The following is a 25,373-nucleotide window of genomic DNA, read 5'->3' as shown; positions in this document are numbered from 1 at the left end:
ACGGTTCTCGACCCGAGCGTCTACCGGACACGCCTGATCGGGACAACGGCGAAGGCTCCGAGGAGGGCGCAGGTGCCGGCCACGAGGTAGAGGACGGAGTAGCTGTCGGCGCTGATGGCGAGAACGGCCGGCGCCAGTGCTGGCGCCAGGGCGAAGGGCAGGGCACCGGCGATGTTGATCACGCCGAGATCCTTTGCGGCCGAGCCGGTGTCAGGCAGGACGTCGACGACGAGGGCGAGGTCGACCGCCATGTACATGCCGAAGCCCAGGCCTCCGACGGCCATGCCGAACAGGTAGCCAGTGATCCCGCTGGCGCCGGCGATGACGAACAGCGCAGCTGCGTAGATCACCGCGGCGGCGATGACGAAGATCTTTCGTCGCTGCAGTCGATCGGACAGTCGGCCGGTGAGCGGTGAGGCGATGACCAGGGCCACGGACTGCACCAGCGTGCCGAGGTAGATCTGGTGGGCGACGTCTCCCTCGAGCACACCGACTTCGTCGATCAGGTAGTAGGCCTGGTACGTGACCAGGAAGGCGTACGCCATGACCAGCATGAACCGACTGGTGAAGGCCCACGCGAAGTCGGGGTTGGCGCGGGGGCTGACGTAGAACGTCCCGACCAGCTGCTTCAGCGACCACGGCGGCTTGTCGACCGCGTCGAGCCGGCGGTCGTGGAGGGAGGTGGTGAAGATGCCGACGAGCACGCCGCCGACCAGCAGCGGCGCGAGGAACATCATCAGCTGGCGTCCCTCGAAGGCCTGGACCAGGTAGGTGGCGGCCACCGAGGCCGCTGGGAGGCAGACGCCCAGGATTCCGGAGACCAGGCCGCGCTGCACCGTGGGCACCTGGTCGGGCAGGATGGCCATCTGGGCGGCGAGCAGGGCGTTGAGGAACACCTGTGCGATGCACCAGCCGACGAGCACGGTCCCGATGCTGGGAGCGAGCGCGACCGTGAGGGTTCCCACCGCCCCGCCGACCAGCCCGACGATCATCCACGGGCGCCGCATGCCCAGCCGCGAGGTGGTGCGGTCGCTCAGGCGGCCGAACAGCGGGTTGCTCACGATGGCGAGCAACGAGCCGGCACCGGTGACCAGAGCAAGGTTCTCGGGTGCGTCTTGGATGCCGACCAGGTCGTTGACCTTGAGTGCCAGCGACACCAACAGCGGGCCGAGGAAGAGCAGGGACCCGCCCGCGGAGGACAGGGCGTAAAGCGTGACGAAGCGCCGCCCCACCCGCGGTGGCTCGAGCGGCGTCAGGCCGACGCCTCGACGTGGCGAGTCAGGATCAGGTGCTTGCATGCCGCCCGCCTCGTCCTCGGTTGGAACTGGCTGCATACCAGCATCCAGCTGGCGGCGCGTGGTGCCAATGGACGAGAGCGGCGCCGGACGCCGCCAGTTCCCGGTTGGCTGTGGGCGGGATGAGGCTCAGAGGGGGAGTCCGAGCCTGAAGCTCGTGACGGCGAGCGGGAGGTCTTCGTCGACGAGGTCGTTGTTGATGGCGATGGCGGCGGCCGAGCCTTCGCCTGCTGCCGTGATGACCTGGGCGCGTGGGTTGACCGCGTTGCCGGCTGCCCAGATCCCGGGGATGCTGGTGCGCCCGGTGGCGTCGACGGCCACCCAGCCGTTGTCGTGGGTCGCGCAGCCGAGGTCGGTGAGCAGTGTGTCGTTGGGGACGAAGCGGGGCCGGACGAACACGGCGGTTCGGGGAACCACCTGACCGGTTGCCAGCTCGACCCCGGTGAGGCGGTCCTCCTCGACGACGAGGCGGGCGACGGGGCCGTCCACGACGCCGATGGCACGGGCGGCGAGCTGTTCTCGCTGCGTGGTCGTCAGGGGCTGCCCGGTGGTGAAGTAGACGACGTCGTGGGACCACTGCCGGATGAGGTGGGCATGGGCGAGCGCTTCCGGCGGACCGCCGAGGACGCCGAGGGGCTGATCTCGGACCTCGTGGCCGTGGCAGTACGGGCAGTGGAGCAGGTCTCGACCCCATCGTTCGCGCACGCCCGGCAGGTCCGGCACGTCGTCGCGCAGCCCAGTGGTGACCAGCACGCGACGGCTCCTCATCGCGGACCCGTCGTCGAGCCGGATGTCGAAACTCATCAGCCCGGCATCCGGATGGGCAGGGTGCGGCGTGATGGCGTCGACGCGACCGGACACCAGGTGGCCGCCGTAGCCGGCGACCTCGGTGCGACCCCTGGCCAACAGCTCCCGAGGAGCCATCCCGTCGCTGCCCAGGAAGCCCTGCATGTGAGCGGCGGGCGCGTTTCGAGGCTGCCCGGCGTCGACAACGCCAACCTGTCGCAGGGCGCGGGTCAGGACCAGGGCAGCGGACAGGCCTGCGGCGCCTCCGCCGATCACCACCACGTCGTAGTCGTTCATGGGACGAGAGTCGCGGTGCATGGGGGCCGCCGGCAAGGTTGTTGCCGATACCGGGAACCGCACGGTGGATCGGGCGGCCTGACGACGAGGAGCTGTCGACCAGCCCAGGCCGGGGCAGGCAGACGCACGAGGCGTCACTCCTCTACGCTCCAACTGAACGGTCTGACCGAAGGGAGCCGCCGATGGGTGACCCCGTGGTGGAGACCAAGTTTCTCGTTCCGCAGCGTCACCAGGAGCTGGTCCCGCGCCGTCGCCTCACCGTCATCGTCGAGCGTGCCTCCACCTCTGCCCTGACCGTGGTGTCGGCTCCAGCGGGTTTCGGGAAGACGACGCTCCTGGCGCAGCTCGCGTCGCCGCCCGAGCAGGAGCGCAGTGGGCGTGCGACGGCCTGGGTGTCGCTCGACGAAGGTGACCGCGACCCGCGCCGGTTCTGGTCCCACGTGCTGCACGCTGTGGAGCGCACGAGCCCTGGCGCCGCCGCATCAGCACTGGATCTCCTGGACTCGGCGACCGGGTCGCTCGAGGGCGTCATCGTCGCGCTGGTCAACGAGCTGAGCGTGCATCCGGGAGAAGTCACCCTCGTGCTGGACGACTACCACCTCGTCGACGACCCGGCCCTTCGCGACGACATGGCCTTCCTGCTCGACCACCGGCCGCCGCAGCTTCATCTGGTCATCGGCACCCGTGCCGACCCCGCCCTGCCGTTGGCCCGACTCCGCGCCCGGGGCGAGCTGGTCGAGGTGCGCGCCAAGGACCTGCGCTTCACTGCTGACGAGGCGGCCGCGTACCTCAACGACGTCCACGGTCTCGACCTGAGTGCCAGCGAGGTTTCTTCCCTCGAGTCCCGGACCGAGGGGTGGATCGCCGCCCTGCAGCTCGCGGCAGCCTCGCTTCACGGCCGCGACGACAAGAGGGCCTTCATCGCGGGGTTCGCCGGAGACGACCGGTTCGTCGTCGACTACCTCGCCGACGAGGTGCTCGACCGGCAACCTGCCCCACTGCGCCGCTTCCTGCTCGAGACCTCGGTGCTCGAGCGCCTGAGCGGGCCACTCTGCGATGCCGTGACCGACCAGGACGACGGCGCGTCGACGTTGGTCGCGCTGGAGCGGAGGAACCTGCTCATCGTGCCGCTGGATGACCGTCGCCAGTGGTACCGGTACCACCGCCTGTTCGTGGATGTCCTTCGTTCGAGGCTGCTCACCGAGACGTCCATCGACGTGAGCGCGTTGCACGGGCGTGCCAGCGCGTGGTTCGAGCAGGCCGGCGAGATGGATGCGGCGGTTCGGCACTCGGTGGCGGCAGGTGACCTGGTCCGGGCGGCCGACCTCGTCGAGCTCGCCGCGCCGGCCCTGCGCCGGCAACGAGGCGAGGGCGTGATCAGGGGCTGGATGGACGTCATCCCCGACGAGGTCGTGCGAAGGCGGCCGGTGCTGGCCAGCGTCTTCATCGCGGCGTTGATGGCGGGCAACGCGTTCGCTGGGGTGGGGAAGCGGCTCGACGACCTGGAGGCGGTGCTGGCAGCGCCGGCTGATGCCGTGGTCGTGCGCGACCGGGCACAGGCGGAACGGCTGCCTGCCCTGATCGCGACGCACAGGGCGGGACTGGCCCTGGTCGCCGGTGACCTCGACCTCACCATCTCCAACGCCGAGAGCGCCCTGGCCCTGGCAGGCACCGATGACCGCCTCACCCTGGCGGCTCCTCGTGCGCTGCAGGGACTGGCGTCGTGGACGGTTGGCGACGTGCGGTCCGCCTACCAGGCGTACACGGCAGCAGCCAAGGACCTGGAGGCAGCCGGGCACGTCGCCGACGTCCTCGGGTGCACCGTGACCCTCGTGGACCTGGCCCTCACCCTCGGCCGGCTCGGCGACGCACAGCGCCTGGCACGCCAGGCGCTGGACCTCGCCCGATCCGCGACCACGACCGACGTCGTGCGCGGGACGGCCGACGTGTGGGTCGCGCTGGGGCGCGTCGCCTGGCAGTACGGTGACGCCGTCGCCTCGGTTCGCCATCTCGACCGGGCGGCCGACCTGGGGGAGGGCGCCGGCCTGCCACAGCAGCCCTACCGGTGGCGGGTGGCCATGGCGGACGTGCGGGCAGCAGCAGGTGACTGGCGCGCTGCGGACGCCCTGCTCGAGGAGGCGGACCGCCTCTACAACGGGGACTTCTCCCCGAACGTGCGGCCGGTGGCCGCGACCCGCGCGCGCGTCCGGGTCCGTGCCGGCGACCTCGCCGCAGCGCGACGGTGGGCAGGGCACCGAGGGCTGAGACCCCACGTGGACGTCACGTACGTCCACGAGTACGAGCTGCTCACCCTCGCGCGGATCCTGCTCGCCGAGCACGCCCTGTCGGGGGACCCCGCGACGGTCACCGACACGATCGATCTCCTGGAACGGCTCCGAGAGGCCGCTGAGGCCGGTGGGCGGGTCGGTACCGCCGTCGAGGTGGCCGTCCTGGCGGCGTTGGCCCGCGACGCCGCCGGGGACCGCGAACAGGCTCTGGAGTCACTGCGCGTGGCCCTTGCCGTGGCTCAGCCCGAGGGGTGGGTTCGGGTCATCGCCGAGGATGCCGAGGGGCTATGCAGCCTCCTCGACGAGGTGGAACGCCTCGACGGCAGCTCGCACTTTCTGGCTGATGTGCGCGCGGCCGCCGGTGCGCCACCGTCACCGACCGGCGCACCTCCGCGCGGCGGACGGAGCGGCTCGCCGCGGAGCCGGGACGAGGGACTGGCGGGCACACAGGATCCGCGCCCCGCGCACATCGAGCCACTCAGCGAGCGGGAGCTCGAGGTGATGCGGCTGCTCGGGTCGGACCTCGACGGGCCGGACATCGCGCGCCGGCTCAGCGTCTCGCTGAGCACGGTGCGCACCCACACCCAGCACATCTACGCCAAGCTCGGGGTCAACAACCGACGCGCCGCGGTGCGTCGCGCCCACCAGCTCGGCCTCTGAGGCGTCGCCGCCGCGCGGAGCCGCCGCACGCCGGTTCCTGACGGCATCCGCGAATCATCACCGTGCTCATCACCTGTGATGACGCGCCCTCATCACCCCGACTCCTACGTTTCCGGACATCAACCGGAGCCCGCCACCACCGGTGGGCAGAGACAAGGGAGCGGTCAGTGGACGGGACCACCAGGGACGAGCCGGGCGGCTGCTACGAGATTCGTCTCGACGCACGCCTGGACCCTCGCTGGGCGTCCTGGTTCGACGGCTTCGACCTCGACCCGGGCGAGGACGGAAGCACCGTGCTGCGCGGTCAGGTCGCCGACCAGGCGGCGCTGCACGGGGTCCTGCACCAGGTGCGGGACATCGGTGTGCCGATCATCTCGGTCGCGCAGGTCGACCTCTCCTGACGTCCCACCACCAGTACGCCCCACCGCATGACAAGGAGAAACCCATGAGCACCCTCCAGACCACCACCACACTCCGACGTGGGCCCGTGCCCAGGAACTCGCTACGGACCACCGCGTCCATCGTCGGCTGGCTGTTCATCGTCACCTACGTCACGGCGATCGCCGCAAAGGTCGCGTTCTACCCGCCACTCTTCGACGGCGACTACGTCACCGGTCCGGGTCAGGACACCCGAGTGCTCTGGGGCGCGGTCTTCGAGGCCGTGCTGATCATCGCCAACATCGGCACCGCCACCTTCTTGTGGCCTGTCCTCAAACGACAGCACGAGAGCCTCGCGATGAGCTACGTCGCAGCCCGGATCATGGAGTCGGTCTTCATCGCCGTCGGCGTGCTCAGCGTGCTCACGGTCGTGACCCTGCGGCAGACCTACGCCGCGGCTGACCCGGGCGCGACAGCCGGGCTGACCGTCGCCGGCGACGCCTTCGTCACTGTCCAGGAGTGGACGTTCGGGCTCGGGCCCAACTTCGTGGTCGGTGTGGGCAACGGAGTGATCCTGGGCTACCTGATGTACCGCTCCCGTCTGGTGCCGCGCAAGCTGGCCGTCCTGGGGCTGGTCGGTGGGCCGCTGCTCATCCTGTCCGCTGCCGCCGCGATGGTCGGCGTCATCGAGCTCGACGGGACCTGGCAGGTCCTGTCGGCCGTCCCGGAGTTCTTCTGGGAGCTCGGTTTGGGGATCTACCTCGTGGTCAAGGGCTTCAAGCCGTCACCGGTCACCGCCGGAACGGACGACGAGCGATGATCACGGTCGAGGCGGTCACCAAGCGGTACGGCTTCCACACGGCCGTCGACGACATCACCTTCACCGCCGCCCCCGGCCGCGTCACCGGCTTCCTCGGCCCCAACGGGGCGGGCAAGTCCACCACGATGCGCGTCATCGTCGGCCTCATCCCACCGACCCACGGCTCGGCGCACGTCGTCGGCCGCCGGTTCACGGACCTGTCCAACCCGGGCCTGGAGGTCGGGGGATCCGTTCGATGCGCGACCTGTTGCGCGGCCACGCCGACCGCGGTGCCATGGTGCTGCTGACCTCCACCGGAACGCAGGTCCGGACCCGGCATCCGCATCGGCTGGCGCAGGCCCTGACGAGCGCTGGTGTCGTGGTCCACCACGGCGACCGGGCCCTGCGCGTGGATGCCGGACCCGAACGAGTCGGTCACGTCGCCCACGAGGCGGGCATCCCACTCATCCTGCTGCGGACCGCTGACGGTGCCGGGCTGGAGGAGCTCTTCCTCGAGCTCACCGCGGACACCCAGCGAGAAGGCTTCGGTCACAGCCCGATCCACACTCACCAGCAAGGAGCAGCGGCATGACCACCAGCACGGATGACGTCGCCCCGCGTGCCACGGCCCGCCCCCACGCCACCACGACCAACGGAGCCAGCCCACGCATCCCCCTGACCCGCATCGTCGCGGTCGAGCTGCGCAAGTCCTTCGACACACGCTCCGGCCTGTGGCTGCTCGCCAGCATCGGCCTGGCCGCAATCGCCACCACCGGTGCCGTCATCGCCTGGGCGCCCACTGAGGAGTTCCGCTACAGCCAGTTCACCCTCGCGATCGGCATGCCGATGTCGATCATCCTGGCCATCATCACGGTCCTGTCGGTCACGGCCGAGTGGAGCCAGCGCAGTGGACTGACGACCTTCACCCTCGTGCCGCACTGTGGCCGGGTCATGGTCGCCAAGGCCGCCTCAGCCTGCCTCGTCGCGGTGGCCGCCACCCTGGTGGCCTTCACCGTCGGTGCGCTCGGCAACCTTGTCGGCGCCGCCCTGGCCGGCCTCACCCCGGTCTGGGACCAGGACCTCGCCGACGTCGGCTACTTCGTGCTGGGCAGCATCTCGCTCATGCTGGTCGGGTTCACCCTCGGCGCACTCATCCGCAGCAGCGCCGGCGCCGTCGTCGCCTACATGGTCTACGCCTTCGTCGCCCCCGGCCTGCTCGCGTTCCTCGCGTTCAACCAGGAGTGGTTCCGTGACCTGCGTCCGTGGATGGACCCCAAGTTCAACCAGGACGCACTCCTGAACGGTGGGCTCTCCGGGGAGCAGTGGTCCCAGCTCGCGGTGACGACCGCCGTGTGGCTCGTCCTGCCGCTCGTCGTCGCCGTGGTCACGCTCCGGCGCTCGGAGGTGAAGTAGGCATGACCCCAGCAGACGCCCACCACCGCTCACTCCACGATGAGGGTCTCGCCCGCCACACGACCCGCGCGCTCCTTCAGCGCCGCTACGGCTCACCCGACATCCTCACGGTCAGCACCATCCCTACTCCCTCTCAGGCCCGCTCAGGCTGCTCATCTGGGCGCAGCTCTACGCAGGCCTGCGCGGGGTCCGCGTGGTCGTCCCCCAGGCCGTGCCCGACGCGGAGGCGCTCGAGCGGGTTGCCGAGCTCGTCGCGGCTCAGCGGGTCAGGCCGGTGATCGACCGGAGGTTCCGCCTCGAGGATGCCGCCCACGCCATCCGCTACATGGAGACCGAGCACACGAGCGGCAAGGTCGTGGTTACGACGGCATGACTCGAAGACGCTGTGTCCCCATCGCACGCTTGGCGCACGCGCAACGCCCGCAGACTGCATCCTGGCAGGTCAGCGGGCGTTTGGGTGGTGCCCCCGGTAGGATTCGAACCTACGCTCCCGCCTCCGGAGGGCGGTGCTCTATCCCCTGAGCTACGGGGGCCGGTCGGGCCCGCGCCGGGAGCCTCTGGAAGAGATTCCGAGCGCCCCGCGAGGGTAGCAGCCTACTGTTGGTCGCATGCAATCCGGGACCGGGACCGAGGGTCTCGCCCCGCTCGTCCTCGTGTGCGACGACACCGAGCCGATCCGGCGCCTCCTGCGGATCAACCTCGAGCTGGCGGGCTTCCGGGTCGAGGAGGCGGCCGACGGCCACGAGGCCATGGCCCGCCTCATCGACCCCGTGGCGCAGCGCCCGGCCGTCATCGTCCTCGACTCCGAGATGGCCCCCTACGACGGCTGGTGGGCGATCGCCGCGATCCGCGCGCACCCGCGCCTCGACCCCGTCCCCGTCGTGCTCGTCACGGCATCCGTCATGCACCACGACGCACCCGGCGCCACGGACGCCGGGTTCGACGCGTTCGTGTCCAAGCCCTTCGACCCGGACGAGCTCGTTGAGGCCGTCTCACGGCTGGCGGAGGACGGCAGGGGCACCCAGCCGCGTCGATAGGATCGGGCGGGTGACCCCCGAACAGCTCGCGGCCGCGATCCGTGGTGCCCTCCAGGCGGCCGTCGCCGCCGGCGACGTCACCGTCGCCGTCCCCGACGAGGTCCGGGTCGAGCGCCCACGCAACCGCGACCACGGGGACTGGTCCACGAACGTCGCCCTCCAGCTCGCGAAGGGGGCCGGCGTCCCGCCGCGCGAGCTGGCCACGGCCCTGGCCACCCACCTCGCCGCCGTCGAGGGCGTGGGCAGCGTCGACGTGGCCGGTCCCGGCTTCCTCAACATCACCCTGGATGCCGCGAGCGCGGGCGAGCTCGCACGCACCCTCGTGGAGGCCGGGCCGTCGTACGGGCACGGGAGCTCCGAGGCCGGACGGGTCGTCAACCTCGAGTTCATCTCGGCGAACCCGACCGGCCCGATCCACATCGGCCACACCCGGTGGGCGGCGCTCGGCGACGCGATGCGTCGGCTCCTCGCGGCGGCCGGCGCCACCGTCGCGGCCGAGTACTACATCAACGACGCCGGTGCGCAGATGGACAAGTTCGGCGCGTCGGTGCTCGCCCGGGCCGCCGGCCGGGAGCCGGCGGACGACGGCTACCCGGGCGCCTACGTCGCCGACCGGGCGGCGGAGGTGCTGGCGCAGCGCCCGGACCTCCTCGACCTCGACCCCGACGAGGCGCTCGTGGTGGCGCGTGACCTCGGCTACGTCGCGCAGCTGGGCGCCATCCGGCGCACGCTCGACCGGTTCGGCGTGCACTTCGACGTGTGGTTCTCCGAGCGCGGGCTGCACGAGGGCGGCGCCGTCGAGCGAGCGGTCGAGCGGCTTCGGGCGCAGGGTCACGTCTTCGACGCCGAGGGTGCGGTGTGGCTGCGCACGACCGACTTCGGCGACGACAAGGACCGCGTCCTCGTCCGGGCCAACGGCGAGCCGACGTACTTCGCGGCCGACGCGGCCTACTACCTCAGCAAGAAGGACCGCGGCTTCGACGAGAAGGTCTACCTCCTCGGCGCCGACCACCACGGCTACATCAACCGCCTCAAGGCGATCGCGGCCTGCGCGGGCGACGACCCCGAGCACAACATCGAGGTCAAGATCGGCCAGCTCATCTCGATCGCCGGCCAGCGCATGGGCAAGCGGCTCGGCAACGCCATCTACCTCGACGAGCTCATCGAGTGGATCGGCTCGGATGCCGTGCGGTACTCCCTCGCGCGCTACCCGGCCGACAGCCCGCTCTCGCTCGACGGGGACGAGCTGCGGCGGCAGACCAACGACAACCCGGTCTTCTACGTCCAGTACGCGCATGCGCGCACCGCGAACGTCGCGCGGCTCGCCGGGGAGGACGGCGTGCGCCGGGAGGACGGGTTCGACGCCGGGCTGCTCGGCGACCCGACCGAGGCGGCCCTGCTCGCGGTGCTCGGCGACTTCCCCCGCGTCGTCGCGCAGGCGGCGCACCTGCTCGAGCCGCACCGCGTCGCCCGCTACCTCGAGGAGCTCGCCGGTCGGTACCACAAGTGGTACGACACCTGCCGGGTGCGCCCGACGAGCGTCGACGAGGAGGTCACCGACGTGCACCGCACCCGGCTGTGGCTCAACGACGCGACCCGCCAGGTCCTGGCCAATGGCCTCGACCTGCTCGGCGTGGGCGCCCCCGACCGGATGTGAGCGGCTGACCCATGCGTGCACACGAGGCCGGGGCCCTCCACGCCGAGGGCTATGGCGGGCCCCCGATCTACCTGCCGCAGCCGACCGACGTCATGGAGCTGCTGCCGCAGCTGTGGCCGCGGACCGTCGACCGCGACGAGGAGGGCCGGCTCACGGTCGGCGGCGTCGACGTCGTGACGCTGGCTGCGGAGCACGGCACGGCCGCGTACGTCCTCGACGAGGACGACTTTCGCTCTCGCGCAGCCGACTTCCGCGACAGCTTCGCGGCCGCCTTCGGGCCACTGGCGGGCGCCGACGTCTACTACGCCGCGAAGGCCTTCCTGTGCACGGCCGTCGCGCGCTGGGTGGCGGAGGAGGGCCTCCACCTCGACGTGTGCACGGGGGGTGAGCTCGCCGTCGCCCAGCGCGTGCACTTCCCCGCCGAGCGGATCGGGTTCCACGGCAACAACAAGACCGTCGCGGAGATCCGCCAGGCACTCGCCTACGGCGTCGGCCGCATCGTCGTCGACTCCCTGCAGGAGATCGACCGGATCGCCGCCGTCGCCGCCGAGCTCGGGGTCGTGGCCCCCGTCATGGTGCGGGTCACGGTCGGCGTCGAGGCGCACACGCACGAGTTCATCGCCACCGGCCACGAGGACCAGAAGTTCGGCTTCTCCCTCGCCGGGGGCCACGCGCTCGAGGCGGCCCGGCGCATCCTCGAGCGGCCCGACGTGCTCGCCCTGCGCGGGCTGCACAGCCACATCGGCAGCCAGATCTTCGACACGGGCGGCTTCGAGACGGCGGCGCACCGGCTCGTCGGGCTCCACGCGCGGCTCGCCGACGAGCACGGCCACCACTGCCCGGAGATCGACCTCGGCGGCGGCTACGGCATCGCCTACACCTCGCAGCACACCCCGTTGCCCACGGCCACCCTGGCGCAGGAGATGGCCGCCATCGTCGGCCGCGAGCTCGCGGCCGTCGGAGACGCGACACGGATGCCCCGGGTGTCGATCGAACCCGGCCGGGCGATCGTCGGGCCGAGCACCTTCACCCTCTACGAGGTGGGCACGGTCAAGGACGTCGAGCTCGGGGGCGGGCACGCCCGCACCTACGTCTCGGTCGACGGGGGCATGAGCGACAACGCCCGCCCGGCCCTCTACGAGGCCGACTACTCGTGCACCCTCGCGAGCCGCCGCTCGCAGGCCGGTCCGCGGCTGTCGCGCGTCGTCGGCCGGCACTGCGAGAGCGGCGACATCGTCGTCCTCGACGAGTACCTCCCGGCCGACCTCGAGCCCGGCGACCTCATCGCCGTCCCGGGCACCGGCGCCTACTGCCGGAGCCTGTCCAGCCAGTACAACCACACGCCCCGCCCCCCGGTCGTCGCCGTCCGTGGGGGGCGGTCCCGCGTGCTCGTGCGTCGTGAGACCATCGATGACCTGCTCGCCCTCGACGTGGCGGACGCGTGAGGACCGACAGCGAGGAGATGGACCCCACCATGGCGCACGAACCCGGTGCCCCCCTGCGCGTCGCCCTGCTCGGCTGCGGCGTCGTGGGCTCGGCCGTCGCGCGGCAGCTCGTCGACCACGCCGACGACCTCGCCGCCCGCGTCGGCGCACCCCTGCAGCTCGTCGGCATCGCGGTGCGGCGCCCCCAGCGCCCCCGCCCCGACGTCCCCGTCGACCCGACGCTGTTCACGGCGGATGCCGACGGGCTCGTCGAGCGCGCCGACATCGTCATCGAGGTCATCGGCGGCATCGACCCCGCGCGCGAGCTCATCCTGCGCGCGATGGCGCACGGCGCCTCCGTCGTGTCGGCGAACAAGGCCCTGCTCGCCGAGGACGGCCCGACGCTGTACGCCGCCGCCGACGCCGCCGACGTCGACCTCTACTACGAGGCCGCGGTCGCAGGGGCGATCCCGATCCTGCGACCGATCCGGGAGTCCCTCGCCGGCGACGACGTGCGCCGGGTGCTGGGGATCGTCAACGGCACGACGAACTTCGTCCTCGACCGGATGGACACGAGCGGCGCCGGCTTCGCCGAGACCGTCGAGCAGGCGCAGGCGCTCGGCTACGCCGAGGCCGACCCGACCGCCGACGTCGAGGGCTTCGACGCGGCGGCCAAGGCCGCGATCCTCGCCAGCCTCGCCTTCCACACCCGGGTGTCCTCGGGCGACGTCTACCGCGAGGGCATCACCGAGGTCACGGCGGGCGACATCCAGGCCGCCCGCGACATGGACTGCGTCGTCAAGCTGCTCGCGATCTGCGAGCGCGTCACGGGGCCGGACGGCGGGGATGCCGTGAGCGTGCGCGTGCACCCGGCGATGATCCCGCGCAGCCACCCGCTCGCGAGCGTGCGCGACGCCTTCAACGCGGTCTTCGTCGAGGCGAGCGCCGCCGGCCCGCTCATGTTCTACGGCCGAGGAGCGGGGGGCGACCCGACGGCATCCGCCGTGCTCGGCGACGTCGTCGCCGTGGCCCGGCACCGCGTGGCCGGTGGTCGCGGGCCGGGGGAGTCGGCCTACGCCGACCTGCCCGTCGTCGAGATGGGTCGGTCCCGCACGAGGTACCACATCAGCCTCGACGTCGCCGACCGGCCGGGTGTCCTCGCCCAGGTCGCCACGGCCTTCGCGGCCCACGACGTCTCGATCGAGACGGTGCGGCAGCAGGCGGCTCCCGGGGAGGGGGAGCGGGCCAAGCTCATCGTCGTCACCCACGCCGCGTCGGATGCCGCGCTCGCCGCGACCGTCGACGCGCTCGCCGAGCTCGAGTCCGTCGACGACGTCGCGTCCGTCCTGCGCGTGGAAGGGGCCTGAGCCGTGGCTCACCTGTGGCGTGGAGTCATCCGCGAGTACGCCGAGCGCCTGCCGATGCTGCAGGGCGCCCCGGTCGTGACGCTCCAGGAGGGCGGCACCCCGCTCATCCCGTGCGAGAACCTGTCGGAGCTGACCGGGGCCAACATCCTCGTCAAGTTCGAGGGCCTGAACCCCACCGCCTCGTTCAAGGACCGCGGCATGACCACCGCGATCTCGATGGCGAAGCTGCACGGGGCGAAGGCCGTCATCTGCGCGAGCACGGGCAACACGAGCGCGAGCGCGGCCGCCTACGCGACCAAGGCCGGGATGACCTGCGCCGTCCTCGTCCCCGAGGGCAAGATCTCGATGGGCAAGCTGAGCCAGGCCGTCGCGCACGGCGCCACACTCATCCAGGTCGAGGGCAACTTCGACGACTGCCTCACGGTGGCCCGCAAGCTCGCCGAGGCCTACCCCGTCGAGCTCGTCAACTCGGTCAACCCGGCCCGGATCGAGGGCCAGAAGACGGCCGCGTTCGAGGTCGTCGACGCCCTCGGCGACGCCCCCGACATCCACATCCTCCCGGTCGGAAACGCCGGCAACATCACGGCCTACTGGCGGGGCTACGGCGAGTACGCCACACCCACGCCCGGTGTCAACGGTGCGGTGCTCGACCCCGTCGCCACCCGGCGACCCCGGATGTGGGGCTTCCAGGCCGCCGGCGCCGCCCCCATCGTGCTCGGCCACCCGGTGGACGACCCGGAGACCATCGCCACCGCCATCCGGATCGGGAACCCCGCGTCCTGGGCGCAGGCCGAGGCTGCACGCGACGAGTCCGGCGGCCGGATCGAGGCCGTCACCGACGAGGAGATCCTCGAGGGCCACCGGGTCCTGTCCGCGACCGAGGGGGTCTTCGTCGAGCCCGGCTCGGCGGCGAGCATCGCCGGCCTGCTCAAGGCCCACCGGGCCGGCATCCTGCCGCGCGACGCCACCGTCGTCTGCACGGTGACCGGGCACGGGCTCAAGGACCCCCAGTGGGCGCTGCGCACGCCCGACGGCGAGGAGGTCCGGCCGGTGCGCGTCCCGGTCGACGCGTTCAGCGTCGCGGCGGCCCTGGGCCTCGACGGGTGAGCACCGAGCGGCTGCGGCCCGGGGTCGCCGTCGAGGTGCGCGTCCCCGCGAGCAGCGCCAACCTCGGGCCGGGCTTCGACTCGGTCGGCTGCGCTCTCGGCGTCTGGGACACCTGCCGGGCGAGCGTCACGACGGCCCCCGGGCTCGTCGTGACCGTGGACGGTGAGGGGGCCGGCACCGTGCCGCTCGACGGCACCCACCTCGTGCACCGCGCCATGCAGGTCGCCTGGGCCGAGCTCGGGGTCGAGCCGCCCGCGGGGCTGCGGCTCGAGTGCACCAACTCCGTGCCGCACGGGAGGGGGATGGGCTCCTCCGCGACGGCCATCGTCACCGGCATCGTCGCCGCCCAGGCGCTGCACGACGTCTCGCGCGGCGCCTCGGGCGAGGCCGTCGACCTCGGCTTCGCGAACGACCTCGCCTCGCGCCTCGAGGGCCACCCGGACAACGCCTCCGCGAGCGTGCACGGCGGCTGCACCCTGTCGTGGTCCGACGACGACCAGACGACGACGACGGTGCACCTGCCCGTCCACCCCGACCTCGAGCCGGTCGTCTTCGCGCCCGACGTCCAGCTGTCGACGGCCAAGGCCCGCTCCGTGCTGCCCCAGCAGGTGCGCCTCGCGGATGCCGCGGCGAACTCCGCGCGGGCGGCGCTGCTCGCGCACGCCGTCGGGGCGGCCCCGCAGCACCTGCTCGCCGCGACCCGCGACTGGCTCCACCAGGAGGCCCGCCGGTCCTCGTACCCCGCGTCGATGGGTCTCGTCGACCGGCTGCGCCACGAGGGGCACGCCGCGGTCATCTCCGGGGCCGGGCCGTCCGTGCTCGTCCTCGCCCTGCGCGAGCACGTCCCCGCGGTGCGCACCCACGGCGGCGACGGCTGGCGGGTGCTGACGCCCGGCATCCCCGAGCGCGGGGCGTGCGTCGCGGTGCTCTCGCGCGGCTGAGCCGCGACCCGGCCGGTCCCGGTCGGCCCGTCCTCCCGCGGCGCGGCGGTCGACGGCCCGCTCAGCGCGCGGTGCTACTCTGGGTCCGCGACCGCAGTCGATGCCGGGGTAGTCGTCCCGTTGCCTGCCGCGAGTCGCCCTCCACGACCTGGGCCCCCGCCCAGCCATGCGCTGCGGGCCCGGCGTGGGCTCCCGATGATCGGCCGTATCGAGGCCATCCACGAGCGAGGGGAAGGATCCTTCGTGACAGACACCACCACTCTCGAGGCCGCGGCGACCTCGGGCACCAGCCCGCGCCGCTCCGGAGCGCTCACGGCCATGCGGTTGGCCGAGCTCCAGGGCCTGGCCTCGAGCATGGGCATCAGCGGCACGGCCAAGATGCGCAAGGGCGACCTCGTCGCCGCCATCAAGGCGCGCCAGAACGGCGAGAGCGGGCCGGCGAGCACCGCGGCCCCGCGCCGGCGGCCGAACCGGGCCGCCGGGGAGGGGCGCAGCGAGCACGGCGAGCAGCGCGAACAGCCCACGCAGGAGCGCGAGCAGACCACGCCGGAGCGCGAACAGCCGACGCAGGAGCGCGAGCAGTCCGCTCAGGAGCGCGACCAGCGGGAGCAGGCCAGCGATGCGCCGGAGCAGCGGTCCGGGCGCGCCGGGACGGGTGCCCACCGTGCTGAGCCCCGCGAGCGCGGTGAGGGGCAGGCGGGCGAGGACCGACAGGAGCGTCCGGACCGACAGGAGCGTCCGGACCGGCAGGAGCGTCCGGACCGGCAGGGCCGCCAGGACCGCGGTGAGCGCGGTGGCCAGAACCGCGACCGCCAGGACAGCGGCGAGCGCCGTGACACCGCGTCGCAGGGCGGCCAGGTCGAGGGTGCTCAGGGTGCCCCGCCCCAGGGTGGGCCGCAGGGTCAGGGCACGCAGGGCCAGAACCGGTTCGACGACGAGGAGGGCCGCGGCGGGCGCCGCCGCCGCAACCGCGGGCGCAACCGCGACAAGCGCCGCGCGCAGGGCGCGGAGGGTGTCCCGATCGACACGGTGGTCGACCAGGCGGTCACCGAGGACGACGTCCTCGTGCCCGTCGCCGGCATCCTCGACATCCTCGACACCTACGCCTTCGTGCGCACGACCGGTTACCTGCCGGGTGGCAGTGACGTCTACGTCCCGCTCCAGATGGTCAAGCGGCACGGCCTGCGCAAGGGCGACGCCGTCACCGGCTCGATCAAGGCCACCCGCGAGGGCGAGGAAGCGCAGCAGCAGAGCGTCGGTGGGCGCAGCAGCCGCCAGAAGTACACCCCCCTGGCGCAGCTCGACACCGTCAACGGCATGACGCCCGACGAGGCCCGCCGTCGCCCGGAGTTCGCGAAGCTGACCCCCCTCTACCCCCAGGACCGGCTGCGGCTCGAGACCGAGCAGAACCTGCTCACGACGCGGATCATCGACCTCGTCGCCCCGATCGGCAAGGGGCAGCGCGGCCTCATCGTCGCCCCGGCCAAGGCCGGCAAGACGATGGTCATGCAGGCCATCGCGAACGCCATCACGACGAACAACCCGGAGTGCCACCTCATGGTCGTGCTCGTCGACGAGCGTCCGGAGGAGGTCACGGACATGCAGCGGGCCGTCAAGGGCGAGGTCATCTCCTCGACCTTCGACCGCCCCGCCGACGACCACACGACCGTCGCCGAGCTGGCCATCGAGCGCGCCAAGCGCCTCGTCGAGATGGGCCACGACGTCGTCGTGCTCCTCGACTCGATCACGAAGCTCGGCCGGGCCTACAACCTCTCGGCGCCCGCGAGCGGACGCATCCTCTCCGGGGGCGTCGACTCGGCCGCGCTCTACCCACCGAAGAAGTTCTTCGGCGCCGCGCGCAACATCGAGGACGGCGGCTCGCTGACCATCCTCGCGACGGCCCTCGTCGAGACCGGTTCGCGGATGGACGAGGTCATCTTCGAGGAGTTCAAGGGCACCGGCAACATGGAGCTCAAGCTCGACCGCCAGCTCGCGAACCGGCGGATCTTCCCGGCCGTCGACGTCAACAACTCGGGCACCCGCAAGGAGGAGATCCTGCTCGCTCCCGAGGAGCTGCGGATCATGTGGAAGCTGCGCCGCGTCCTCGCGGCCCTGGACTCCCAGCAGGGCATCGAGCTGCTCCTCGACCGGCTGCGCAAGACGAAGAACAACTACGAGTTCCTCACCCAGGTGCAGCAGACCGCGACGATCCGGCTCGACGACGAGGACGCCTGACCCGCACGGCCCGAGTGGAGGCGCCGGCACGGCATCCGTTTGACGTGCCGGCCCTCGGGCGGCTCATACCGCGACACCTCGAGCGGGAGGGGTCGATCGTGGGCCTCGCGGCCTCGCGGCCTCCTGGGTCGACGAGCAGGCCGGCCTCAGCGCCCGACGGGTAGGGACATCGCCGGGAACGCGCGCACCGCGAAGCCGCTCGGCGCGTAGATGCGTGCGCCGGCATCCGTGGCGAAGAGGTCGACCCGGGTGACGTCGGTGCGCTCGGCGAACCACGCGAGCAGGTCGTCGGTCACCGCGCTCGCGAGGCCCCGGCCGCGGTGGCCGGGGAAGGTCGCCACGCTGGACACGAGCCCCACGGAGCCGTTGGGCGTGCTCGGCCCGGGGATGAGCGCGGTGACCTCGCCGACGCCCCCCGCCGCGACCTCGCCGGCCACCTCCGCGACGACGACGCGCACCCCGGGCGTGCCGGTGCGTGCGAGGAACCACTCGCGGGCGGCCGCCCGCCACACCGGGTCGGCCAGCTCGTGGGGCGCGGTGCCCATGGCCTCGAACATGACGGCGCGCAGCTGCACCATCACCTCGGCATCCGCGGCCGTCGCCGCACGGACGACGGTGCCGGATGCCGTGCCGCTCACCACCGCGGGCCGAGCGCGAGGCGCTGGCGGGTCTCGGCCCGGCCCTCGGGGGAGTCGGGGAGGTCCCACCACGACTCCACCCACCACGTGGCGCCCGCATCCGCCCACTGCTGCACCGGTGGGCGGACCACCCCGAAGCCGCCGTGGCTGTCGCCCTCGACGACGACGTCGTAGCCGGCCATCGTCAGGCCCGCGTCGGAGCGCAGGGCCGCGATGCGGTCGACGACCTCGCGCAGGGCCGGGGGAGTGAGGTGCGAGCCGGGGTCGTCGAGGGTCCCGCCGGCCACGGCGGGGAAGACGCCCTGCCAGCGGGCCGCGCGCTCGAGCGAACGCTGCCTCGAGCGCCCCGGGACGAGGGCACCGACGCACCACACAGGCGGGTGCGGGCGCTGGACCGGCGGGGGAGGGACGAGCTCGGTGACGGGCGCGGCCGAGAAGTGCTCGCCGGTGTAGGAGAAGGGCTGGCCGCCCATGAGGCCGGCGTAGATGTCGAGCACCTCGTCGAGCTTGCGGGCGCGGACCGCCCGCCCCTCGTCGGGTTCGAAGGCGAGCCAGTTGCCGTGGAGGGCGCCGAGTCCGACCCCGAGGGTGACCCGCCCGTTCGAGAGCCGGTCGACCGAGGCGACCCGCGAGGCGAGGTCCCACGGGCGGTGGCGGGCGGCCGGGGTGAGGAGCGTGCCGAGGCGGATCCGCTCGGTCGCCATCGCGGCGGCCCCGAGGGTGACCCAGGCGTCCTGCCCCCAGACCGACTCCCACGAGAAGACCTGGTGCCACCCCGCCTCCTCGGCGACGGCGGCGAGCTGCGCGAACTCGCGCTCGGTGGCATAGGGGATGACGGCTCCGAACCTCATGCTCGGCCACGCTACGCGGAGCCACCGACGACGCTTGGCCCTCGGGGCAGGCTGGGGTGCCAAGGGCGCGGGGTGGTGCGCGTCTGGCATGCCTGCCGAGGAGCCCGGTGGTGCTGGGGTGTCAGGGGCGCGGGGTGCCGCGCGCTCGGCATCCCTGCCGAGGAGCCCGGTGGCGCTGGGGGTGTCGGGGGCGCGGGGTGCCGCGCGCTCGGCATCCGTCGGGATGGGGGCCTGTGGACGACCGCTGCGCGTAGCGCTCCGGAGGGGACACAGTGGGGTATGCCACCTTCCCGACGCCGACTACCCCGCGCCGAGCGGGCCCGCCGTGCCGAGCGAGTCGCCCGGCAGCACGACGGAGTGGCCCACCGCAAGGACCTTCGCGGCGTCGGTGTGACGAGGGCCGACGTGCGCACCGAGGTCGCCGCGGGGCGGTGGCTCGTCCGGGGCAGGCACACGGTCGTCATCGGCAACCTCGAGCCCCGAGGCGCCGGGCGGCTGTGGCAGGCCGTGTGGGAGACCGGCGGCGGCTCGGCCCTCGACGGTGCCGCGGCCCTCGTCGCGTCGGGCCTCACCGGCTTCGAGCCGACGGTGACCGACGTGTCCGTGCCGAAGCGCAACCGCAGCCACCGGGTCACCGGGGTCCGGCGGCACCGGCGCACGAGAATGCCGCCGACGGGGTCGGCGGGCCTGCCGAGGGTCGACGTCGCGCCGGCAGCCGTGTCAGCGGCGGCCTGGGCCGCGAGCGACCGCCAGGCCGTGCTCGTGCTGTGCCTCGTGCTCCAGCAACGGATGACGACGCCCGACCGGCTGCTCGCGGCGTGGCACCGCTGCCCCACCCGAATGGAACGCCCCCGGCGTCAGCTCCTGCGGGCGGCCGTCGGAGACCTCTGCGACGGTGTGCGGTCGCTCGGGGAGCTCGACTTCGCGGGGCTGTGCCGGGAGAACGGCCTCCCCGAGCCGAGCCGCCAGGTGGTGCGCACCCTGCCCGGCGGGCGGGCCTACCTGGACGTCGAGTGGGAGGGGATCGACCTCGTCGTCGAGGTCGACGGCGGCCACCATGCGCTGGCGCTGGCCGTCGTCGACGACGCGCTGCGACAGAACGAGGTGGTGCTGAGCGACGACCGCGTGCTCCGGATCCCGGTCCTCGGTCTGCGGCTGGAGGCGGAGCGCTTCATGCTGCAGGTCGTCCGGGCCCACCGGCGGTGGTCGAGGGGCGGCGCGGCCTGACCTGGCCGAGGGGTGTCAGGGGCGCGGGGTGGTGCGCGGTCGGCATCCCTGTCGAGGGGCCCGGTGGTGCTGGGTGTCGGGGGCGCGGGGTGGTGCGCGTCCGGCATCCCCGCTGGGCGTCCTGCGTGTCGCTGGGGGTGTCGGGGGCGCGGGGTGGTGCGCGGTCGGCATCCCTGTCGAGGGGCCCGGTGGTGCTGGGTGTCGGGGGCGCGGGGTGGTGCGCGTCCGGCATCCCCGCTGGACGTCCTGCGTGTCGCTGGGGGTGTCGGGGGCGCGGGGTGGTGCGCGGTCGGCATCCCCGACGAGTGGGCGCCGGGAATGCCCGGCGGCGCCACGGCTGTTTAGGTCACCGTGCGCCACCTCTGGCACACTTGACCGCTGGACCGGTTCACGGCACGCGACGCGTTTCCTGAGCGCCTCCCTCACGAGGGGCGCAGTCGGGGCGCCAGGGTCTTGCAGCACGGTGCTGAGCCCGCCGACCCGGACACATCCTAGGAGAGATCGTGAAGAAGGACATCCACCCGGACTACGTCGAGACCACGGTGACCTGCACCTGTGGCGCGTCGTTCACCACGCGCAGCACCGCGAAGAACGGCATCATCCACGCCGACGTCTGCTCGCAGTGCCACCCGTTCTACACGGGCAAGCAGAAGATCCTCGACACCGGTGGCCGCGTGGCCCGCTTCGAGGCCCGCTACGGCAAGAAGGCCGCCAAGTAGCTGCTCCGGTGCGCCGGTCCGTTCCTTCGTGGAGCGGGCCGGCGCACTCGTCTTCCCCGACCCATCGCACCCGAACCGACCGCACCCACCGCACCCGCACCCGCACGCACCGCACCCGTACCCACCGAACCCGCACCCACCGAACCCGCACCCACCGAACCCCCACCTCACCCAGGAGGCCACCGTGCTCGAGTCCGCCCGGGCCGTCGTCGCCGAGCACGCGGCGCTCGAGCGCGAGATGGCCGAACCGGCCGTCGCGTCCGACCCCGACCGCAGCCGCGAGGTCAACAAGCGGTATGCCGCGCTCGGCCCGACCGTCGCGGCGTACCACGCGTGGGTGCGTGCCCGGGGCGACCTCGGGGCCGCTCGTGAGCTCGCGGGTGAGGACGCCTCGTTCGCCGAGGAGGTCCCCGCGCTCGAGGCCGAGGTCGCCGTCGCGGAGGACCGGCTGCGCCGCCTGCTCGTCCCCCGCGACCCCGACGACGACCGCGACGTCATCCTCGAGGTCAAGGCGGGGGAGGGGGGCGAGGAGTCGGCCCTGTTCGCGGGCGACCTGCTGCGGATGTACCTGCGGCACGCGGAGCGCCGTGGCTGGCGCACCGAGGTGCTCGACGCCACCGAGTCCGACCTCGGCGGCTACAAGGACGTCCGGGTGTCGGTGCGTTCGCGGGGGACCGCCCAGCCCGGCGAGGCCCCCTGGGCGCGGCTGAAGTTCGAGGGCGGGGTGCACCGCGTGCAGCGGGTGCCGGTCACCGAGAGCCAGGGTCGCATCCACACGAGCGCCGCGGGTGTGTGGGTCATGCCCGAGGCCGAGGACGTCGAGGTCTCGATCGACCCGAACGACGTCCGGGTCGACGTCTTCCGCTCGAGCGGCCCCGGTGGACAGAGCGTCAACACGACCGACTCGGCCGTGCGGCTCACGCACGTGCCGACCGGTGTCGTCGTGTCGTGCCAGAACGAGAAGTCCCAGCTGCAGAACCGCGAGGCCGCGATGCGGGTCCTGCGGGCCCGGCTCCACCAGATCGCGATGGACGAGCGCCACGCCGCCGACGCCAGCGCCCGCGCGAGCCAGGTGCGCACCGTCGACCGGTCCGAGCGCATCCGCACCTACAACTTCCCGGAGAACCGGGTGAGCGACCACCGCACCGGCTTCAAGGCGTACAACCTCGACGCGGTGCTCGGCGGCGACCTCGACCCGGTCATCCAGTCCTGCGTCGACGCCGACGAGGCGGCCCGCCTCGCCGCCGTCGCGGACCGATGACGGGAGGACAGCCGACGGTCCGGTCCGCGGTCGAGCGGGCGCGCGCCGCCCTCGCGGACGTCGGGATCGCCTCACCAGAGACGGATGCCGTCGAGCTCGCCGCCTTCGCGCTCGGCACCGACCCGGCTGACGTGCGACGGCGCATGGTGCTGCGCGAGGGCGCCGACGTGGGCTTCCTCGACGCCTATGACGGGCTCGTGGCCGAGCGGCTCGAGCGCGTCCCCCTGCAGCACCTCACCGGCCGCGCACACTTCCGCCGGCTCACCCTCGCGGTGGGTCCGGGCGTCTTCGTGCCCCGGCCCGAGACCGAGGTGACGGCCGGCCTCGCGATCGACGCGGCATCCGGCCGGCCGCCCGGCGCCGTCGTCGTGGACCTGTGCACCGGTTCGGGCGCCATCGCCCTCGCCGTCAAGGACGAGCTGCCGACGGCCCGGGTGCACGCCGTCGAGCTGTCCGACCTCGCCCACGGGTGGGCCGTGGCGAACCGGGACCGGCTCGGGCTCGACGTCGACGTCCGCCTCGGCGACGCGACGAGCGCGTTCGAGGACCTGTGCGGGTGCGTCGACGTCGTCGTGAGCAACCCGCCGTACATCCCCGACGGCGCCGTCCCGCTCGACCCCGAGGTGCGCGACCACGACCCCCACGTCGCGCTGTTCGGGGGGTCGGCCGACGGCCTCGCCGTGCCGCTGGCCGTGGCGGCGCGCGCGGCGGTCCTGCTGCGCCCGGGCGGGGTGCTCGTCATGGAGCACGCCGACAGCCAGGGGCGCTCCCTGCCCGAGGCGCTGCGCCGCACGGGGGCGTGGACCGAGGTCGCCGACCACGACGACCTCGCAGGGCGGCCGCGGACGACCGTCGCGCTCCGGCGGCCGTCGGCCTGAACGGTCCCGACCCCCGGTGAGCCGCGGCGGTGCCCGGCATTCCGGAAACCCTAGGCTGTCGCCCATGAGCCCCGTCTTCGACTGCACGACCGAGGCCGGGCGGGCCGACGCCATCCCCAAGGCCGCCGCCGGCGTGCGCGAGGGCCGCCTCGTCGTCCTGCCGACCGACACGCTCTACGGCATCGGGGCCGACGCCTTCTCGGTGGATGCCGTGCGCGCCCTGCTGTCCGCGAAGGGCCGCGGCACCGACATGCCCCCGCCCGTGCTCGTGCCCGACGCCCGCACCCTCGACGGCCTCGCGACCGACGTGCCCGACTACGCCCGGGCGCTCGTCGCCGCCTTCTGGCCCGGCCCGCTCACCGTCGTCCTGCGGGCCCAGCCCTCCCTCGCCTGGGACCTCGGCGACACCCGCGGCACGGTGGCGCTGCGGATGCCGGACGACCCCGTCGCGCTCGAGCTGCTGCGCGAGGTGGGGCCGATGGCCGTGAGCAGCGCCAACCGCACCGGCCACCCCGCGTCGCGCACCGTCGTCGAGTCGGCGAGCCAGCTCGGTGCCGCCGTCGAGTTCTACCTCGACGGCGGTCCGGTCACCGGCGGCCTCGCCTCGACGATCGTCGACTGCACCCGCGACGAGCCGGTCGTCCTCCGGGTGGGCGCGCTGTCCGAGGCCGAGGTCATGGACGTCGTGGAGCGCTCGAGAGCCGACGCCCTAGAGTTGACGAGCCCCGCGCCCGACGAGCCCGAGCCGGGTGCCGGCACCGAAGAGCCAGGGGCGCCCGAGGCGTCCACCGCCAGCGAGCAGCGAGGGACCACCGACGATGACTGACACGTTCTACGGATCCGACTTCGGCGCCCTCGAGGCGTTCGACCCCGAGATCTCCGGCGTCCTGCTCTCCGAGCTCGACCGCCTCCGCGCCGGCCTGCAGCTCATCGCGAGCGAGAACTTCTCGAGCCCGGAGGTCCTCACGGCCCTCGGCTCGACGCTGTCGAACAAGTACGCCGAGGGCTACCCCGGGCGGCGCTACTACGGCGGCTGCTCCGAGGTCGACAAGGCGGAGACGCTCGCGATCGAGCGGTGCAAGGCCCTCTTCGAGGCCGACCACGCCAACGTCCAGGCGCACTCCGGGGCGAGCGCCAACCAGGCCGTGTACGGCGCCTTCCTCAAGCCCGGCGAGAAGATCCTCGCGATGAGCCTGCCGCACGGCGGCCACCTCACCCACGGCACGAAGGTCTCGTTCTCGGGCAAGTGGTTCGACGCGGTGCACTACGGCGTCGACCGCACGACCGAGGACATCGACTACGACGAGGTCGAGCGCCTCGCGAAGGAGCACCGCCCGAAGGTGCTGCTCGCGGGCGGCTCCGCGATCCCGCGCACCATCGACTTCGCTCGCTTCCGGGCCATCGCCGACGAGGTCGGCGCGATCTTCTGGGTCGACGCGGCCCACTTCATCGGCCTCGTCGCCGGGCGGGCGATCCCGAGCCCCGTGCCGTTCGCCGACGTCGTCTCGTTCACGACCCACAAGGTGCTGCGCGGCCCCCGGTCCGGCGCGATCGTCTGCCGCGCGGAGCACGCCGCGGCGATCGACAAGGCGGTCTTCCCGATGATGCAGGGCGGCCCGCAGATGCACTCGGTCGCCGCGAAGGCGGTCAACTTCAAGGAGTGCGCGACCCCCGAGTACGCCGCGTACACCCGCCAGGTCATCGCGAACGCCCGGGTGCTCGCGACCGAGCTGGGGGAGCGCGGCATCCGCCCGACGACCGGCGGCACCGACACCCACCTGTCCCTCCACGACCTGCAGGGGGTCGGCGTCACCGGTGTCGACGCCGAGGCCCGCTGCGGCGCCGCCGGCATCACGCTCAACAAGAACGCCATCCCGTTCGACCCCCAGAAGCCCAACATCGCCTCGGGCATCCGGGTCGGCACGCCGTGCGTCACGACCCAGGGGATGGGCGAGGACGAGATGCGCACGATCGCCGAGCTCATCGCCCGCGCCGTCGTCGACGGCGACGCCGACCCCGAGCACGCCGTCTCGCGCGAGGTCCGAGGCCGGGTCACCGAGCTCGTCGAGCGCTTCCCGGCGTACCCGCGCGCGGGTGCGGCGCGGGGCTGAACCG

Annotated in this window: 24 protein-coding genes and 1 tRNA gene; 20 read left to right on the top strand and 5 right to left on the bottom strand. The window is 73.0% G+C overall.

Annotated features, from left to right (window positions below; translation table 11 throughout):
* Window positions 1-20 precede the first annotated feature (20 nt).
* A complete protein-coding gene (locus tag ABD899_RS04820) occupies window positions 21-1,334 on the bottom strand; it encodes an MFS transporter (protein ID WP_345202934.1) in 1,314 nt (437 codons plus the stop codon).
* 90 nt (window positions 1,335-1,424) lie between these two features.
* Complete coding sequence (locus tag ABD899_RS04815) at window positions 1,425-2,378, bottom strand: NAD(P)/FAD-dependent oxidoreductase (protein WP_345202931.1); 954 nt, start codon at window positions 2,376-2,378, stop codon at window positions 1,425-1,427.
* A 182-nt stretch (window positions 2,379-2,560) separates the two neighbouring features.
* Here ABD899_RS04815 and ABD899_RS04810 point away from each other — a divergent pair, with 182 nt between their 5' ends.
* From ABD899_RS04810 to ABD899_RS04780, 7 genes are all read left to right on the top strand, one after another.
* Window positions 2,561-5,326 carry a winged helix-turn-helix domain-containing protein gene (locus ABD899_RS04810; protein ID WP_345202929.1) on the top strand — a complete coding sequence of 922 codons (2,766 nt, stop codon included), beginning with the start codon at window positions 2,561-2,563 and terminating at the stop codon, window positions 5,324-5,326.
* Window positions 5,327-5,493: 167 nt separating this feature from the next.
* Entirely contained in the window at window positions 5,494-5,727 is a 234-nt protein-coding gene (locus ABD899_RS04805) for a hypothetical protein (protein ID WP_345202927.1), read from the top strand.
* 44 nt (window positions 5,728-5,771) lie between these two features.
* Complete coding sequence (locus tag ABD899_RS04800) at window positions 5,772-6,524, top strand: DUF4386 domain-containing protein (RefSeq protein WP_345202925.1); 753 nt, start codon at window positions 5,772-5,774, stop codon at window positions 6,522-6,524.
* Entirely contained in the window at window positions 6,521-6,811 is a 291-nt protein-coding gene (locus tag ABD899_RS04795; protein WP_345202923.1) for an ATP-binding cassette domain-containing protein, read from the top strand. Before ABD899_RS04800 ends, ABD899_RS04795 begins: the two co-directional genes overlap by 4 nt.
* Window positions 6,760-7,095 carry a hypothetical protein gene (locus ABD899_RS04790; RefSeq protein WP_345203014.1) on the top strand — a complete coding sequence of 112 codons (336 nt, stop codon included), beginning with the start codon at window positions 6,760-6,762 and terminating at the stop codon, window positions 7,093-7,095. The genes ABD899_RS04795 and ABD899_RS04790 overlap by 52 nt, the downstream gene beginning before the upstream one ends.
* Complete coding sequence (locus tag ABD899_RS04785) at window positions 7,092-7,916, top strand: ABC transporter permease (RefSeq protein ID WP_345202920.1); 825 nt, start codon at window positions 7,092-7,094, stop codon at window positions 7,914-7,916. The genes ABD899_RS04790 and ABD899_RS04785 overlap by 4 nt, the downstream gene beginning before the upstream one ends.
* A gap of 148 nt (window positions 7,917-8,064) precedes the next feature.
* A complete protein-coding gene (locus ABD899_RS04780) occupies window positions 8,065-8,289 on the top strand; it encodes a zinc-binding dehydrogenase (RefSeq protein ID WP_345203011.1) in 225 nt (74 codons plus the stop codon).
* An 85-nt stretch (window positions 8,290-8,374) separates the two neighbouring features.
* On the opposite strand, the gene ABD899_RS04775 is transcribed toward ABD899_RS04780, so the two are convergent.
* Window positions 8,375-8,449: transfer RNA gene (locus ABD899_RS04775), tRNA-Arg, on the bottom strand.
* 75 nt (window positions 8,450-8,524) lie between these two features.
* On the opposite strand from ABD899_RS04775, the gene ABD899_RS04770 reads away from it, so the two are divergent.
* From ABD899_RS04770 to rho, 7 genes are all read left to right on the top strand, one after another.
* Window positions 8,525-8,953: a response regulator gene (locus tag ABD899_RS04770; protein WP_345202917.1), complete on the top strand. Its 429-nt coding sequence runs from the start codon at window positions 8,525-8,527 to the stop codon at window positions 8,951-8,953.
* Window positions 8,954-8,963: 10 nt separating this feature from the next.
* Window positions 8,964-10,610 (top strand): arginine--tRNA ligase, encoded by a 1,647-nt coding sequence (locus ABD899_RS04765; protein WP_345202914.1) that lies wholly within the window; start codon window positions 8,964-8,966, stop codon window positions 10,608-10,610.
* An 11-nt stretch (window positions 10,611-10,621) separates the two neighbouring features.
* Entirely contained in the window at window positions 10,622-12,055 is a 1,434-nt protein-coding gene (gene lysA, locus ABD899_RS04760) for a diaminopimelate decarboxylase (protein WP_345202911.1), read from the top strand.
* A 29-nt stretch (window positions 12,056-12,084) separates the two neighbouring features.
* Window positions 12,085-13,401 (top strand): homoserine dehydrogenase, encoded by a 1,317-nt coding sequence (locus tag ABD899_RS04755; RefSeq protein ID WP_345203009.1) that lies wholly within the window; start codon window positions 12,085-12,087, stop codon window positions 13,399-13,401.
* Window positions 13,402-13,404: 3 nt separating this feature from the next.
* Window positions 13,405-14,508, top strand: a complete 1,104-nt coding sequence (gene thrC / locus ABD899_RS04750) for a threonine synthase (RefSeq protein ID WP_345202909.1) — start codon at window positions 13,405-13,407, stop codon at window positions 14,506-14,508.
* Complete coding sequence (thrB, locus tag ABD899_RS04745) at window positions 14,505-15,449, top strand: homoserine kinase (protein WP_345202907.1); 945 nt, start codon at window positions 14,505-14,507, stop codon at window positions 15,447-15,449. Before thrC ends, thrB begins: the two co-directional genes overlap by 4 nt.
* 243 nt (window positions 15,450-15,692) lie before the next feature.
* The gene (rho, locus tag ABD899_RS04740; RefSeq protein ID WP_345202905.1) at window positions 15,693-17,684 is read left to right on the top strand and encodes a transcription termination factor Rho; all 1,992 of its coding nucleotides are present in this window, start codon (window positions 15,693-15,695) and stop codon (window positions 17,682-17,684) included.
* A 146-nt stretch (window positions 17,685-17,830) separates the two neighbouring features.
* Here the strand turns inward: rho and ABD899_RS04735 are convergent, their stop codons facing one another.
* Entirely contained in the window at window positions 17,831-18,322 is a 492-nt protein-coding gene (locus tag ABD899_RS04735; protein ID WP_345202901.1) for a GNAT family N-acetyltransferase, read from the bottom strand.
* Entirely contained in the window at window positions 18,319-19,173 is an 855-nt protein-coding gene (locus ABD899_RS04730; RefSeq protein ID WP_345202899.1) for an LLM class flavin-dependent oxidoreductase, read from the bottom strand. The genes ABD899_RS04735 and ABD899_RS04730 overlap by 4 nt, the downstream gene beginning before the upstream one ends.
* A gap of 405 nt (window positions 19,174-19,578) precedes the next feature.
* On the opposite strand from ABD899_RS04730, the gene ABD899_RS04725 reads away from it, so the two are divergent.
* The 6 genes from ABD899_RS04725 (at window position 19,579) to ABD899_RS04700 (ending at window position 25,369) form a co-directional block, all read left to right on the top strand.
* On the top strand, window positions 19,579-20,400 hold the full coding sequence (locus ABD899_RS04725; protein WP_345202897.1) for a hypothetical protein: 822 nt from the start codon (window positions 19,579-19,581) through the stop codon (window positions 20,398-20,400).
* A gap of 503 nt (window positions 20,401-20,903) precedes the next feature.
* Complete coding sequence (gene rpmE, locus ABD899_RS04720; protein ID WP_345202893.1) at window positions 20,904-21,119, top strand: 50S ribosomal protein L31; 216 nt, start codon at window positions 20,904-20,906, stop codon at window positions 21,117-21,119.
* Between the two features lie 184 nt (window positions 21,120-21,303).
* Window positions 21,304-22,380: a peptide chain release factor 1 gene (gene prfA / locus ABD899_RS04715; RefSeq protein WP_345202891.1), complete on the top strand. Its 1,077-nt coding sequence runs from the start codon at window positions 21,304-21,306 to the stop codon at window positions 22,378-22,380.
* A complete protein-coding gene (gene prmC, locus ABD899_RS04710) occupies window positions 22,377-23,258 on the top strand; it encodes a peptide chain release factor N(5)-glutamine methyltransferase (protein WP_345202889.1) in 882 nt (293 codons plus the stop codon). Before prfA ends, prmC begins: the two co-directional genes overlap by 4 nt.
* Window positions 23,259-23,322: 64 nt before the next feature.
* Window positions 23,323-24,084, top strand: coding sequence for an L-threonylcarbamoyladenylate synthase (locus ABD899_RS04705; RefSeq protein ID WP_345202887.1), 762 nt, complete (start codon window positions 23,323-23,325; stop codon window positions 24,082-24,084).
* Window positions 24,077-25,369, top strand: a complete 1,293-nt coding sequence (locus tag ABD899_RS04700) for a serine hydroxymethyltransferase (protein WP_345202884.1) — start codon at window positions 24,077-24,079, stop codon at window positions 25,367-25,369. Before ABD899_RS04705 ends, ABD899_RS04700 begins: the two co-directional genes overlap by 8 nt.
* The last annotated feature ends 4 nt before the right edge of the window (window positions 25,370-25,373 follow it).

This window comes from Fodinibacter luteus, assembly GCF_039541575.1.
Lineage (GTDB): Bacteria > Actinomycetota > Actinomycetes > Actinomycetales > Dermatophilaceae > Fodinibacter > Fodinibacter luteus.
This window is presented reverse-complemented; position numbering and strand designations above follow the sequence as displayed.